This is a genomic window from Aeromonas sp. 2HA2, assembly GCF_029237345.1.
Classification (GTDB): domain Bacteria; phylum Pseudomonadota; class Gammaproteobacteria; order Enterobacterales; family Aeromonadaceae; genus Aeromonas; species Aeromonas salmonicida.
The window spans coordinates 113,058-125,819 of sequence record NZ_JAACGB010000008.1; the positions used below are offsets into that span (position 1 = coordinate 113,058).

The following is a 12,762-nucleotide window of genomic DNA, read 5'->3' on the forward strand; positions in this document are numbered from 1 at the left end:
TCGCATATCGATATAAATACAAAACAGGATACAGGAGCAAGCGAATGCTTATTTTGACTCGTCGTGTAGGGGAAACCCTGATGATTGGTGACGAAGTGACTGTCACCGTACTGGGCGTTAAAGGCAATCAGGTTCGTATCGGTGTTAACGCACCGAAAGAGGTCTCCGTACACCGTGAAGAGATCTACATGCGGATACAGGCCGAGAAAGTGCCGGGCCAACCGAATTTCTAAGCCGCATCGATAGCTGCTTTAAGGCGACACTGGTTGTGTCGCCTTTTGTTTTTTTGCGCGTCTGAAATGGCCCTGCAAGGCACTAAACTGTGGGGTAAGTGCCGATATTGTTTGAATATTCCACGCTTTGTCCAAATGCTGAGCGAACACGCTTTTTTCTCCAAAAAAGTGTTTGACTAAAAATCCCTGTGAAGTATTATCAGCCCCGCAAACGGAGAGGTGGCCGAGAGGCTGAAGGCGCTCCCCTGCTAAGGGAGTATGCGGCTTATACCCGCATCGGGGGTTCGAATCCCCCCTTCTCCGCCATTTGCGCCCGTAGCTCAGCTGGATAGAGTACCTGGCTACGAACCAGGTGGTCGGAGGTTCGAATCCTCCCGGGCGCACCATATTAAGACTCAAGCAAGAGTCATGTGTTGACCATCAGCAAGTCGACACTTTGGAAAAGGCTTACTGATAAGTAAGCTTTTTTTATCGTTTTAAATCAGGGCGCCCGTAGCTCAGCTGGATAGAGTACCTGGCTACGAACCAGGTGGTCGGAGGTTCGAATCCTCCCGGGCGCACCATTTTTAGCAGTACACAAAAGTTTGTGAGCGCCCGTAGCTCAGCTGGATAGAGTACCTGGCTACGAACCAGGTGGTCGGAGGTTCGAATCCTCCCGGGCGCACCATTTTGAGCAGTACCAAAAGTTGATGAGCGCCCGTAGCTCAGCTGGATAGAGTACCTGGCTACGAACCAGGTGGTCGGAGGTTCGAATCCTCCCGGGCGCACCATACAGACAGCCTCGACTTAGGTCGGGGCTGTTTTTTATGTGCCGGAGCTGGCCAGACAGCCCTTGATGCCTGGCAACATGACCAATCGTCCCCTTTCTCTCCCCTCATCTATGGGTTTCCACCCGGCCTCATCCCTGCGTTCACCTCGTCCTGCTGATCCCCCTGAATACCTTGCACCCTAGCGCCATTCTGCGCTCCTCTGCCAAATAGTGGGATGAGCCAAGCAGATGGGCAAGCGTGGCAGGCTCGACGTAAGGAGACCCGTAGAGCTGCGGCCAATAAAAAAGGATGCCGCAGCATCCTTTTTCCCACACCTGTTCAGAGACTCAGCTTTTCAGCCATTTGCGAATGCGGTTGGCATCGCCGATGGGGGTGCGCTTGCCCACAGAGTTGAGCAGTACTATGGCCAGCTCACGGCTGTCGGGTTTGGCGCGCATCACCAGGCAGCGGCCTGCCTCATCGGTGAAGCCCGTTTTGGAGAGGCGCACACCCCAGTCAGGGTTCTTCACCAGCGGGTTGGTGTTGTTGAACATCAGGCGATAGGCGGGGGTACTGAAGCGCATATCCCGGTTTGCATCCTGAGTGAACTGGCGGATCAGTGGCTGGCGATAGGCGGCGGAGACGAGCTTGGCCAGATCCTGGGCGGTGGAGACGTTGCGCGTCGACAGGCCAGTGGAGTCGTGGAAGCGGCTGTTGCGCATGCCAAGCTGTCTGGCTTTGTTGTTCATGGCGCGGATGAAGGCCTGGCGGCCGCCGGGATAGTGGCGTGCCAGGGCAGAAGCCATGCGGTTTTCGGAGGACATCAAGGTCAAATGCAGGGCATCACGGCGCGTCACCTTGGTGCCGAAACGGATGCGTGAATAGGTGTGCTTGACGTTGTCCCTGTCATTCTGATCTATGGTCAGGGTCTGGTTGAGGTTCTGTCGCCCCTCCAGTACCACCAGCGCCGTCATCAGCTTGGTCAGCGAGGCGATTGGCCGAACCTGGGTGGCGTTCTTCTGATACAGAGTCTTTCCCGTGTTGACGTCCACTACAAGGGCACTGCTCGATCGCAGTTGCAGTTTGGCCGGGTTGGGGGCAGCCAATGCTGCTGGCAAACCCAGCAGTCCAACCAATGCATATACCAGCGCCATTGCGCTAACCCGACACCGCATACTACCGACTCCGTTTACATCGAAAAAAAGGCGCTAGATTCACGCATTTTTACTCTGGTTTTACAAGGGTGCCCGTGGGAATTCGCCACTATTTTGGTAAAAAAAGAGCCATCTTGCGATGGCCCTGTGTGTTTGACTCAATCCCGTGGGAGAACGGCTTTGCGTTTGCTCAGCCAGCGCCAGAGCAGGGCGACAATGCCCCCCAGCAGGAGCACCAGCGGCAGGTAGAGAATGATGCTGAGAAACTGTGACTCATACTGGGCGGCTAGCTTGGTGTGGCTCAGATAGTAACCCAGCCCGACCAGCGGGCAGATCCACATGATGGAGCTGATCAGATTGACGATGAGAAAGCGCCCCTGGGGGATCTCGGTCGCCCCGACGATATAGGGGTAGGCAGTGCGTACGAAAGCAATATAGCGGGCGGTGATCAGGGTCAGGATGCCGTACTTGTCCAGCAGATAGAAGACCTTCTCCTTGTGCCTCTCTTCCACATGGGACAAGAGACGATGGTACATCTGGGTGTGGCCGAGGAAGCGACCCTGCATATAGCCCAGCCAGGTACCGACGAAGGTAGCCAGGATAAGTAGCGGCACTATGCTCAGGGAGAGCACATCCTGATAGATGAGTACCCCCGTCAGGATCAGCAGGCTATCCCCGGGCAAGAAGGCGGTAGGGATGAAGCCATTCTCCAGCACCAGAAACGTCAATAACACGCCGCAGACCATAAAGGCCATCTTGGGATCGGACAAGGTCACCAGATCCTGATGCATAAAGGCGTGAGCCAGTTGGTAAAACTGCTCCATTCTTGCAAACTCCGCAGGTTAGCTGGGTTGATCGAGCAAAGGCATGGCGATCACCTTGTCGATGCGCAGACCATCCATGTCAACAATTTCCAGTTGCCACTGTTCCAGTGTGACCAGATCTCCGATCCTGGGAACACGGCCAAGGAGCAGCATAATAAGCCCTCCGAGGGTGTGGTAGTGATGTTTTTCTTCTTCCGGCAGTTGAGCCAGTCCCAGGCAGTCTTTCAACTCCGGCAGGGGAATGAGGCCGTCCAGCAGCCAGCTGCCGTCGGCTCGCTGGAATGCCCAGTTATCTTCACTGTCTTCCTGCTGAAAATCGCCTGCCAGCGTCTCCAGCAGATCCTGCTGAGTGACCAGCCCCTGCAACTCGCCATATTCGTCCACTACCAGCACCATGTGCTCGGCGTGGGTGCGAAAATGATTGAGCAGCTCGAGTCCGTTGAGGGTCTCCGGCAACAGGCTGCCATCCTGGGTCAGGGCCGCCAGATCGATGGGCTCCCCCTTGATGTAGGCGTGCAGCACCTTGCTGACGTTGATGATGCCCACCAGATCGGAAAGGCTGCCGTCACAGACAGGGAAGCAGCTGTGGCGATACTCCACCAGTCGCTGCAGGTTCACCTCCAGTGGCAGCGCGAGATCCAGATAACGGATGTCGCTGCGCGGCACCATCAGGGAGGCCAGACTGCGTTCGTCGAGACGAAACACGTTGCGCAGCATAGTGTGTTCATGATCTTCGATGACCCCGGCTTCCGAGCCCTCCGCCAGCATGGCGTGGATCTCCTCCTGGGTCACGTTGGCACCACCATCCTGCTTGGCCCTGAGAATACGCAGGCTGGCGTTGGTGGAGGCCGACAGCAGCCAGACGAAGGGGCGGGTGACGGCAGCCAGCCACATCATGGGGCGCGCGACCAGACAGGCGAGGCGTTCGGCGTTGAGCTGACCGAGGCGTTTGGGCACCAGTTCACCGACAACGATAGAGAGGTAGGTGACGATGACGATCACCAGCACGGTCGCAAGCATGCTGCTGCTCTTGGCGGCCATGCCCCACTCCTGCAGCCAGAGCGCCAGCGGTTGGGCCAGCAGTGACTCGCCGTAGATGCCGTTGAGCAGACCTATGCTGGTAATGCCTATCTGGACGGCGGAGAGGAAGTTGGTCGGATCTTCGCTCAGTCTGAGGGCTATGGCAGCAGAACGACTCCCTTCGCTCGCCATCTTGCCAAGGCGGGCCTTGCGTGCGGTAACAATGGCGATTTCCGACATGGCAAAGACGCCATTGAGCAAAATCAATCCAAACAGGATCAATATTTCCATACTGCCACTGCACTCCCGATAGAAAAGATCGCTGGCAGTGTAATGAATTTGGGGGAAATGCGCTTGTGAAAGCAGGTGATTTGGCTCGCTAAATTTGTATGAAAATGTGAGCAAACCCGCGGGGATGGGGTAGATAAACAAAAGCCCCCTGTGAAAAGGGGGCTTTGTCAGGACAGCAGCAGACTTACAGGGCGGCGATCTCTACCTGCTGTGCCTCGAGCGTCACCAGTTGGGCACGGTACTCTTCCAGCTTCTCGCGCTCCTTGGCAATGACGGCTTCCGGCGCCTTGGCCACGAAGGCCTCGTTGCCGAGCTTGCCTTCGATACGGGCGCATTCACCGACCAGCTTGGCCACTTCTTTGGCCAGACGGGTCAGTTCGGCATCCTTGTCGATGAGGCCAGCCATGGGGATCATCAGCTCGGTGGCACCGATCAGCTTCTTCACCGACAGGGGCGCCACTTCGCCGTCCGCCAGTACGCGGATGGACTCCAGACGGGCCAGGGACTTGAGGAAAGCCTCGTTGTCACCGGCGCGCTGGGTGTCCTTGGCATCACACTTGAGCAGCACGTTCAAGGCCACGCTCGGCGCCACGTTCATCTCGGCGCGGATGTTGCGAATGCCGACGATAAACTCCTTCACCCACTCCTGATCCGCCATCGCAGCGTCGTCTACCTTGGCGGCATCGAACTGCGGGAAGGCTTGCAGCATGATGGTGTCGGCGTGCACGCCGGTCAGCGGCGCCACCGATTTCCAGATGGTTTCGGTGATGAACGGGATGATCGGGTGCGCAAGACGCAGCAGGGTTTCCAGCACAGTCACCAAGGTGTGACGGGTGGCGCGCTGCTCGGCCTCGGAGCCTTTGCCCAGTACCGGCTTGGTCAGCTCCAGATACCAGTCGCAGAACTGGTTCCAGATAAATTCGTACAGCACGCCAGCCGCGATGTCGAAGCGGTAGGTGTCCAGCGCGGTGCGGAAGTCGCGGATGGCGACCTGCAGCTGGGACTGGATCCAGCGATCCGCCAGACTGAACTGCATTTCGCCGCCATTGCCTTGTGAAGAGAAGCCGCAATCCTGATCTTCGGTGTTCATCAGCACGTAGCGGGAGGCGTTCCACAGCTTGTTGCAGAAGTTGTTGTAACCGTCCAGGCGCTTCATGTCCCAGTTGATGTCACGACCGGTAGAGGCCAGCGCCGCCAGGGTGAAGCGCAGGGCATCGGTGCCGTGAGCCTCGATCCCTTCCGGGAACTGCTTGGCGGTACGCTTGCCGATCTTCTCGGCCATCTGCGGCTGCATCATGTTGCCGGTGCGCTTCTCCAGCAGATTTTCCAGCGAGATGCCGTCGATCATGTCGAGGGGATCCAGCACGTTGCCCTTGGACTTGGACATCTTCTGGCCTTCTTCGTCACGGATGAGGCCCGTGATGTAGACGGTCTTGAACGGGACTTGCGGCTGGCCGTTTTCGTCCTTGATGAAGTGCATGGTCATCATGATCATCCGGGCAATCCAGAAGAAGATGATGTCGAAGCCGCTCATCAGCACGTCGGTCGGGTGGAAGGTCTTGAGCGCCTCTGTGTTGTTCGGCCAGCCCAGGGTGGAGAAGGTCCAGAGGGCGGAGCTGAACCAGGTGTCGAGCACGTCTTCGTCCTGACGCAGCACTGTCACGGACGGTATGCTGTGCTTGGCACGCACTTCCGCCTCGTCACGGCCCACGTAGACGTTGCCGGCGTCGTCATACCAGGCCGGGATGCGGTGACCCCACCACAGCTGACGGGAGACACACCAGTCCTGAATGTCGCGCATCCAGGAGAAGTACATGTTCTCGTACTGCTTGGGCACGAACTGGATGCGGCCATCTTCCACCGCTTCGATGGCGGTCTTGGCCATCGGCGCCACACGCACGTACCACTGGTCGGTCAGCATCGGCTCGATGGGCACACCACCGCGATCGCCGTAAGGCTGCTGCAGCACGTGATCCTTGATTTCAGCCAACAGGCCCAGCTCATCCAGCTTGGCCACAATGGCCTTGCGGGCAGCGAAGCGCTCCATACCGGCGAACTCGGTCGGCAGGGCGGCGTCGTAGGCAGTGCTGGGGTTGCCGTTGGTGTCGACCACTTCGGCCTCGGCGCGCACGTGGGCGTCCAGGGTGAAGATGTTGATCATCGGCAGGTTGTGGCGCTTGCCCACTTCGTTATCGTTGAAGTCGTGGGCCGGGGTGATCTTCACGCAGCCGGTGCCCTTCTCCATGTCGGCGTGTTCGTCGGCGACTATGGGGATCAGACGGTTCACCAGTGGCAGCAGTATATGCTGGCCGATCAGCGCCTTGTAGCGCGGGTCTTCCGGGTTCACTGCCACTGCGGTATCGCCCAGCATGGTTTCCGGACGGGTGGTGGCGACGATCAGGTGATCCTGACCTTCAGCTGTCTTGGCGCCGTTGGCCAGCGGATAGCGCAGGTGCCACATGTGGCCCTTGATCTCGCGGTTTTCCACTTCCAGATCGGAGATGGCGGTGTTGAGCTTGGGATCCCAGTTCACCAGACGCTTGCCGCGGTACATAAGGCCATCTTCGTAGAGACGGACAAACACTTCCTGCACGGCGCTCGAGAGACCCTCATCCATGGTGAAGCGCTCGCGCTCCCAGTCCACCGAGTCGCCCAGACGGCGCATCTGGCGGGTGATGGTGCCGCCGGACTCTTCCTTCCACTGCCAGATCTTGTCGATGAAGGCATCACGGCCGTAGTCGTGACGGGTCTTGCCCTCTTCGGCGGCGATCTTGCGCTCCACCACCATCTGGGTGGCGATACCGGCGTGGTCGGTACCCGCCTGCCACAGGGTGTTCTTGCCCTGCATGCGGTTGTAGCGGATCAGGGTATCCATCAGGGTTTGCTGGAAGGCGTGACCCATGTGCAGGCTGCCGGTGACGTTCGGCGGCGGGATCATGATGCAGAAGGAGTCTTTGCTGGTGTCGCCGTGGGGCTTGAAGTAACCCTGGGCTTCCCAGTGCTGATAGAGCGCCTGTTCGATGGCGTTGTGATTAAAAGTCTTTTCCATGGTCTCGCCGTAATCTGGATGGATGGAGTCTGGTGTTGATTCGTCGTGGATCGAGGGTGGTGCAGTCAGGGCTGCGCCGGATCCTGTGCGGCAAGGACGGGCTGATCCCTCATCTCGAGGGCATGGCCTGCCTGGCGATAGTGCTTGTAGCGCTCGCGGGCTTGCTGCTTTTGCGTTTCGTCAGTGGGGACAAAATCTACCACTTGAGCGAAGTGTCCTGCAAACAAAGGTGTCTCTCTGGCCAGATTGATGAGGCGGGCGTAGCGCCGTTTCGGCGGCTGATGGCCTATCTCCACCGGCGCCTGACCGCTCTCGCCTTGCAGCTGGTGCGGCACGAAACGCTCCGGTGGCAGTTGCCACAGCAGCTCGTCCAGGCGCAGGGCCTGGGTCTCATCGTCGCAAAACAGGTAGAGGTGGCCTGCGCCCCATGACTCGGCCGCCAGTTGGCAGGCGAGCCGTTCGACGGCGCTGGCCTGTGCGTCATCCTGTTCGTTCATCAGGTAAAAAGTCACTTGGCTCATCAGGTTGATCCCGTTTTCCGGTGACGGACTATTGACCGCCGAAGAGGCTGACAGGGAGTTTTCCCGCCTGCTGCTCACTGATTCAAGAATGAAACAAGGAAGAGGCGGGCCTCTTCCTTGTGGTACTGGGCAACTCCCGGGCTTCCGATGCATTCATCGAAAGGGGCAGGGGAGTTACTCTTTTTCTTCGATATCCACGCCTGCCCGGTTGAGCAGGAACTGGGTCAGCAGGGGAACCGGACGACCGGTGGAGCCTTTGTCCTTGCCACTCTTCCAGGCAGTCCCGGCGATATCCAGGTGGGCCCAGTTGTACTTCTTGGTGAAGCGTGACAGGAAGGCGGCAGCGGTAATGGTGCCGGCCGGACGCCCGCCTATGTTGGCCATGTCGGCAAACGGGCTCTCCAGCTGTTCCTGATACTCCTCGAACAGCGGCAGGCGCCAGGCGCGATCGCCAGCCTGCTCGGAGGCGTTGAGCAGTTCGTGAGCCAGCGGGTTGTGGTTGGCCAGCAGCCCCGTGGTGTGGTGGCCCAGCGCTATGATGCAGGCACCGGTCAGGGTGGCCACGTCGATGACGGTCTCGGGATCGTAACGGTCCACATAGGTGAGCGCATCGCACAGCACCAGACGGCCTTCCGCATCCGTGTTCAGCACTTCAATGGTCTGGCCGGACATGGAGGTGAGGATGTCACCCGGGCGATAGGCGTTGCCACCCGGCATGTTTTCACAACCCGCCAGCACGCCGATGACGTTGATGGGCAGCTGCAGCTGTGCCAGGGCATGCATGGTACCGAGCACGGAGGCGGCGCCACCCATGTCGTACTTCATCTCGTCCATGCCTTCGGCCGGCTTGATGGAGATGCCGCCCGAATCGAAGGTCAGCCCCTTGCCGACCAGCACTATGGGCTTGGCATCGGCGTTGCCCTTGTATTCGATGATGGCCATCATGGCTTCATTCTCGGAGCCACGGGCTACCGCCAGATAGGAGTTCATGCCGAGCTCGGCCATCTCCTGCTCACCGATCACCTTGGTGGTGATATTGTCGAAAGAGTCGGCCAGACGGCGGGCCTGGGAGGCAAGATAGGCCGGATTGCAGACGTTGGGCGGCATGTTGGCCACGTCGCGGCAGACCCGGACTCCTTTCGCCACGGCCAGACCGTGGGCGATGGCTTTTTCACCAATGGTCAGTTCCCGACGTGTCGGCACATTGAATACCAGCTTGCGCAATGGGCGGCGCGGCTCGGCCTTGTTGGTCTTGAACTGATCAAAGTTGTAGAGGCCCGCCTTGGTGGTTTCTACCGCCTGACGCACCTTCCAATAGGTATCCCGCCCCTTGACGTGCAACTCGGTCAGGAAGCAGACAGCCTCCATGGAGCCGGTTTCGTTCAGGGTGGTGATGGTCTTGTTGATGATCTGCTTGTACTGGCGTTCGTCGAGTTCCCGCTCCTTGCCACAACCGACCAGCAGCACGCGCTCACTGAGCACGCCTGGTACTTGATGCAGCAACAGCATCTGGCCTGGTTTCCCTTCCAGGTCGCCACGGCGCAGCAGCGAGCTGATGTAGCCATCGCTGATCTTGTCCAGTTGTTCGGCAACCGGAGAGAGGCGACGGGGCTCGAATACGCCGACCACGACGCAAGCACTGCGTTGCTTCTCAGGACTGCCACTCTTTACACTGAACTCCATGGAATCTCCTACATCCTAAAGACAAAAGGCACCTTTTATTGAATAATGCGGTGCTTGTTGGGGTATCAGAGGCGGAGCGAACAGCCATAGGCTCCGCAGTTCAAACTGGTAAAAATCCAATATACGGCCCTATTTTTCAGGCATTCGACTAAAAACACAAGTTTACTTGGGAATGACTGTGATCGTTTTCCGATATTTGTTCAGGGAAACCCTGAAAACGCAGCTGGCAGTGTTATTCGTATTGCTGCTTATCTTTGTCAGCCAACAATTTATCAAGATCATCGGCGATGCCGCCGATGGCGAGGTACCGACACGCCTGGTTTCCACCCTGTTGCTGCTCAACCTGCCCAATATGGCCTTGTTGATGCTGCCTATCAGCCTGTTTTTAGCCATCTTGTTTGCTCACGGGCGCCTGTATGCCGAAAGTGAGATGACTGTGCTGCATGCGGTGGGATTCAGTCACCGCTTCGTGATGCGCTGCGCCATGGTGCTGGCCCTGTTGACTGCCGCCGTTGCGGCCTTCAATACCGGCTGGATAGCTCCCCAGGCCAAGGAGCGGGAGTATCAGGTGATCGATGAATTCAAAGCCGATCCGGGTATCTCCTTCCTGCAGGCGGGTCGTTTCATGGAGCTCGACAAGGGACGCCTCGTTGCCTACATCCAGGAGTTGAATGACAAGGGGTCTCTGCTGCAGAAGATCTTCGTGCTGCAACGCTCCCATGATGGCAAGCCGCCCTCTGTGGTGGTCGCGACGGAAGGGGTGGTGACCCTGGACAGCAATGGCCTGCAATGGTTGACTCTGAAAGATGGTTCTCGCTATGAGGGGCACTTCAGCACCAGGCAGTTCCAGATCTCCGAATTTGACGAGTACAGTCTGGTGATCCGTCAGCAGGAGATGGAGCGGTCCAACCGCAAGGCGGCCGCCAAGCCGACGGTCGAGCTGCTGGGGACTCAGGACAACGGCATGATGGCCGAGCTGCAGTGGCGTATCTCGTTGCCGTTCTCCATTCTGGTGCTCACCTTCCTGGTAGTGCCACTGGCGCGGGTCAACCCCCGTCAGGGCCGTTATGCCAAGCTGCTGCCGGCCATCTTGCTCTATCTCTCCTACTTCCTGTTGCTCAGCGCGGCGCGCTCGGCCATCGACAGCGGACGCCTGCCCCATTGGCCGGGTATGTTCCTGGTGCCCCTGGTCTATCTGCTGTTGATCGGCCTGCCGCTCAACTTGCAGGGCACCAGTTGGTGGAACGGAGTGAAAGGGCGCTATTTCAACAGAAAATCAGCATGATGCTGCAACTTAGGAATCTCGCCTGATGTTTGGCATTCTTGATAGATATATCGGCAGGGTCATTTTCATGTCGATCCTGCTGTGTGAACTGACCCTGGTCGGATTGGCTGCACTCATCAAGTATGTGGAGCAGCTCAGGTCGGTCGGGGAAGGCAACTACGACATGATCAATGCCCTCTATTACGTCCTGCTCTCCATGCCCAAGGAGGCGGTTCAGTTCTTCCCGCTGGCTGCCCTGCTGGGCGGGCTCATAGGGCTGGGTCAGCTGGCGACCAGCTCTGAGCTGGTGGTGATGCAGGCGGCGGGCCGCTCCAAGATCAGTATCGTGATGGCGGCGCTCAAGACTGCGATCCCCTTGATGATACTGGTGGGATTGATGGGTGAATATGTGGCGCCCATCGCCAAGCGGATGGCAGACGACGTCAAGGCTGGTGCGCTGTCAGAGGGGCGATTGACTGTTTCTGCTTATGGGGTCTGGGCACGTGATGGCAACAACTTCGTCAATATCAACGGGGTGCGCAACGATGGTGCACTGACCGGCATCACCCTCTATCGCTTCACTCCAGAGCGTAAACTGATCGATATCCTCCAGGCTCGCGAAGGCGTGTTTGAGCAGCATCACTGGCTGCTCAAGCAGGTCCAGATCACCCGTTTTGACGATCCCGCTCAGATCCTGAGCGAGACACAGGCCCAGATGGAGTGGAGCTCCGAGCTCACGCCCAAGCAGCTCGGGGTGGTGAGTATCGACCCTGAAAACCTGCCGGTTGCCGGTCTGCTCGACTACATCGGCTATCTCGATGCCAACAAGCAGGACGCCGGGCGTTACAAGCTGGAGATGTGGCGCAAGCTGTTGTCGCCGCTCTCCGTGGTGGCCATGATACTGCTGGCCTCCTCCTTCATCTTCGGCCCGCTGCGCTCGGTGAGCATGGGCGCCCGCATGCTGATGGGGATCATGACCGGCTTCGCCGTCTATGTGAGCGATCGAGTGTTCGGGCCCATCAGTCTGGTGTACGCCGTGCCGCCGATCCTGGCCGCCATTGCTCCCAGCCTGCTGTTTGGCGGTATCTCCTTCTATATTCTGAGCCGCAAACAGTAGCGGCCTGCATAGACCAAACAAGAAGGGCACCCACTGGGTGCCCTTCTTGTTATTCATACCCTGCTCGCCAGCTCACTTGTTCAGCTGCTCCAGGTTCTCCTGCTTGCTCAACACCACCACTTCGCACTCGGACCAGATGTCCTGAAAGGCGCGGGGTGCCTTGCGGTTGAACAGACACATCAGGTTGCCAAGGCCGAATGCCGCCGTCGCCAGCCGGATCAGGGCCTGGGTGATGCGGATGTTGCTGCCATCCGCATTCTGGATGCGCAGTCGCCAGGCGCGCATGCCTATGGTCTGACCGGCACGGGTCCAGAACCAGGTGTAGAAACCGCAGATGATGAAGGCGAGCCAGGCGCTGTAGATCGGACTGGTCAGCAACCAGGAGGCGTCTTTGCCTTCCGGAAGGGTAGCTGCGCCGGTTGCCAGCAGCAGATGCGCTATCCCCATACCGATAAAGCCTGCGATGATCAGCAAAGAGATGACCACCAGATAGTCATAGAGCAGAGCGCCGAGGCGGCGTAGCAGACCAGCCGACGGGTAGTGCGGGGTAGCGGTAGAGACAGGTTTTGGTGAAACGGGTGTACGCTTGGCCATCGTTTTTATTCCATTAATATGATGCGGGCATTCTATGTAACTGACCTTGTATCGGCAAGGCGTTGAATAAATGAGCAAACGAGAGCGTGCACAAGAAAAACACCTTGCATGGCATCGCGCCATTCGTATAATCCCTCGCAGTTGCCCGGGTGGCGAAATCGGTAGACGCAGCGGATTCAAAATCCGCCGATGAATAATCGTGTCGGTTCGAGTCCGACCCCGGGCACCATTCTTTTCCCTGTTTGGTCAACAGGTTACAGCGC

The 12,762-nt window shown here is 58.3% G+C and carries 10 protein-coding genes and 6 tRNA genes; 9 read left to right on the forward strand and 7 right to left on the reverse strand.

Going from position 1 to position 12,762, the window contains the following annotated elements; translation table 11 throughout:
* Positions 1-44: 44 nt before the first annotated feature.
* From csrA to GWQ29_RS12455, 6 genes are all read left to right on the forward strand, one after another.
* A complete protein-coding gene (gene csrA, locus GWQ29_RS12430) occupies positions 45-233 on the forward strand; it encodes a carbon storage regulator CsrA (protein WP_005315760.1) in 189 nt (62 codons plus the stop codon).
* A gap of 213 nt (positions 234-446) precedes the next feature.
* Positions 447-539: transfer RNA gene (locus tag GWQ29_RS12435), tRNA-Ser, on the forward strand.
* A gap of 3 nt (positions 540-542) precedes the next feature.
* A tRNA-Arg gene (locus tag GWQ29_RS12440) sits at positions 543-619 on the forward strand.
* A gap of 100 nt (positions 620-719) precedes the next feature.
* A tRNA-Arg gene (locus GWQ29_RS12445) sits at positions 720-796 on the forward strand.
* A gap of 27 nt (positions 797-823) precedes the next feature.
* Positions 824-900 (forward strand) — tRNA-Arg (locus GWQ29_RS12450).
* 26 nt (positions 901-926) lie between these two features.
* Positions 927-1,003, forward strand: a tRNA-Arg gene (locus GWQ29_RS12455).
* A gap of 326 nt (positions 1,004-1,329) precedes the next feature.
* On the opposite strand, the gene pbpG is transcribed toward GWQ29_RS12455, so the two are convergent.
* The 6 genes from pbpG to pepA all read right to left on the reverse strand — a co-directional run bounded on the left by pbpG (position 1,330) and on the right by pepA (position 9,524).
* Positions 1,330-2,157 carry a D-alanyl-D-alanine endopeptidase gene (pbpG, locus tag GWQ29_RS12460; protein ID WP_275919543.1) on the reverse strand — a complete coding sequence of 276 codons (828 nt, stop codon included), beginning with the start codon at positions 2,155-2,157 and terminating at the stop codon, positions 1,330-1,332.
* A gap of 137 nt (positions 2,158-2,294) precedes the next feature.
* A complete protein-coding gene (locus GWQ29_RS12465) occupies positions 2,295-2,960 on the reverse strand; it encodes a DedA family protein (RefSeq protein WP_021140999.1) in 666 nt (221 codons plus the stop codon).
* An 18-nt stretch (positions 2,961-2,978) separates the two neighbouring features.
* On the reverse strand, positions 2,979-4,271 hold the full coding sequence (locus GWQ29_RS12470; protein ID WP_111588980.1) for a hemolysin family protein: 1,293 nt from the start codon (positions 4,269-4,271) through the stop codon (positions 2,979-2,981).
* A 184-nt stretch (positions 4,272-4,455) separates the two neighbouring features.
* Positions 4,456-7,320: a valine--tRNA ligase gene (locus tag GWQ29_RS12475; protein ID WP_275919544.1), complete on the reverse strand. Its 2,865-nt coding sequence runs from the start codon at positions 7,318-7,320 to the stop codon at positions 4,456-4,458.
* A 65-nt stretch (positions 7,321-7,385) separates the two neighbouring features.
* Entirely contained in the window at positions 7,386-7,841 is a 456-nt protein-coding gene (locus GWQ29_RS12480; protein ID WP_275919545.1) for a DNA polymerase III subunit chi, read from the reverse strand.
* Between the two features lie 174 nt (positions 7,842-8,015).
* On the reverse strand, positions 8,016-9,524 hold the full coding sequence (pepA, locus tag GWQ29_RS12485; protein ID WP_265461974.1) for a leucyl aminopeptidase: 1,509 nt from the start codon (positions 9,522-9,524) through the stop codon (positions 8,016-8,018).
* Positions 9,525-9,696: 172 nt separating this feature from the next.
* On the opposite strand from pepA, the gene lptF reads away from it, so the two are divergent.
* Together lptF and lptG are read left to right on the forward strand one after the other, a co-directional pair.
* The gene (lptF, locus tag GWQ29_RS12490) at positions 9,697-10,809 is read left to right on the forward strand and encodes an LPS export ABC transporter permease LptF (RefSeq protein ID WP_275919546.1); all 1,113 of its coding nucleotides are present in this window, start codon (positions 9,697-9,699) and stop codon (positions 10,807-10,809) included.
* 25 nt (positions 10,810-10,834) lie between these two features.
* A complete protein-coding gene (gene lptG, locus GWQ29_RS12495) occupies positions 10,835-11,905 on the forward strand; it encodes an LPS export ABC transporter permease LptG (RefSeq protein ID WP_059112534.1) in 1,071 nt (356 codons plus the stop codon).
* Positions 11,906-11,977: 72 nt separating this feature from the next.
* Here the strand turns inward: lptG and GWQ29_RS12500 are convergent, their stop codons facing one another.
* On the reverse strand, positions 11,978-12,499 hold the full coding sequence (locus GWQ29_RS12500; protein WP_275919547.1) for an RDD family protein: 522 nt from the start codon (positions 12,497-12,499) through the stop codon (positions 11,978-11,980).
* Positions 12,500-12,642: 143 nt separating this feature from the next.
* On the opposite strand from GWQ29_RS12500, the gene GWQ29_RS12505 reads away from it, so the two are divergent.
* Positions 12,643-12,728, forward strand: a tRNA-Leu gene (locus GWQ29_RS12505).
* The last annotated feature ends 34 nt before the right edge of the window (positions 12,729-12,762 follow it).

Bases quoted from the DNA above. Each gene is read 5' to 3' on its own strand.
- GWQ29_RS12500 (WP_275919547.1), bottom strand. From the start codon at position 12,499: ATGGCCAAGCGTACACCCGTTTCACCAAAACCTGTCTCTACCGCTACC.
- GWQ29_RS12465 (WP_021140999.1), bottom strand. From the start codon at position 2,960: ATGGAGCAGTTTTACCAACTGGCTCACGCCTTTATGCATCAGGATCTG.
- lptF (WP_275919546.1), top strand. From the start codon at position 9,697: ATGACTGTGATCGTTTTCCGATATTTGTTCAGGGAAACCCTGAAAACG.
- GWQ29_RS12480 (WP_275919545.1), bottom strand. From the start codon at position 7,841: ATGAGCCAAGTGACTTTTTACCTGATGAACGAACAGGATGACGCACAG.
- csrA (WP_005315760.1), top strand. From the start codon at position 45: ATGCTTATTTTGACTCGTCGTGTAGGGGAAACCCTGATGATTGGTGAC.
- GWQ29_RS12475 (WP_275919544.1), bottom strand. From the start codon at position 7,320: ATGGAAAAGACTTTTAATCACAACGCCATCGAACAGGCGCTCTATCAG.
- GWQ29_RS12470 (WP_111588980.1), bottom strand. From the start codon at position 4,271: ATGGAAATATTGATCCTGTTTGGATTGATTTTGCTCAATGGCGTCTTT.
- lptG (WP_059112534.1), top strand. From the start codon at position 10,835: ATGTTTGGCATTCTTGATAGATATATCGGCAGGGTCATTTTCATGTCG.
- pepA (WP_265461974.1), bottom strand. From the start codon at position 9,524: ATGGAGTTCAGTGTAAAGAGTGGCAGTCCTGAGAAGCAACGCAGTGCT.
- pbpG (WP_275919543.1), bottom strand. From the start codon at position 2,157: ATGCGGTGTCGGGTTAGCGCAATGGCGCTGGTATATGCATTGGTTGGA.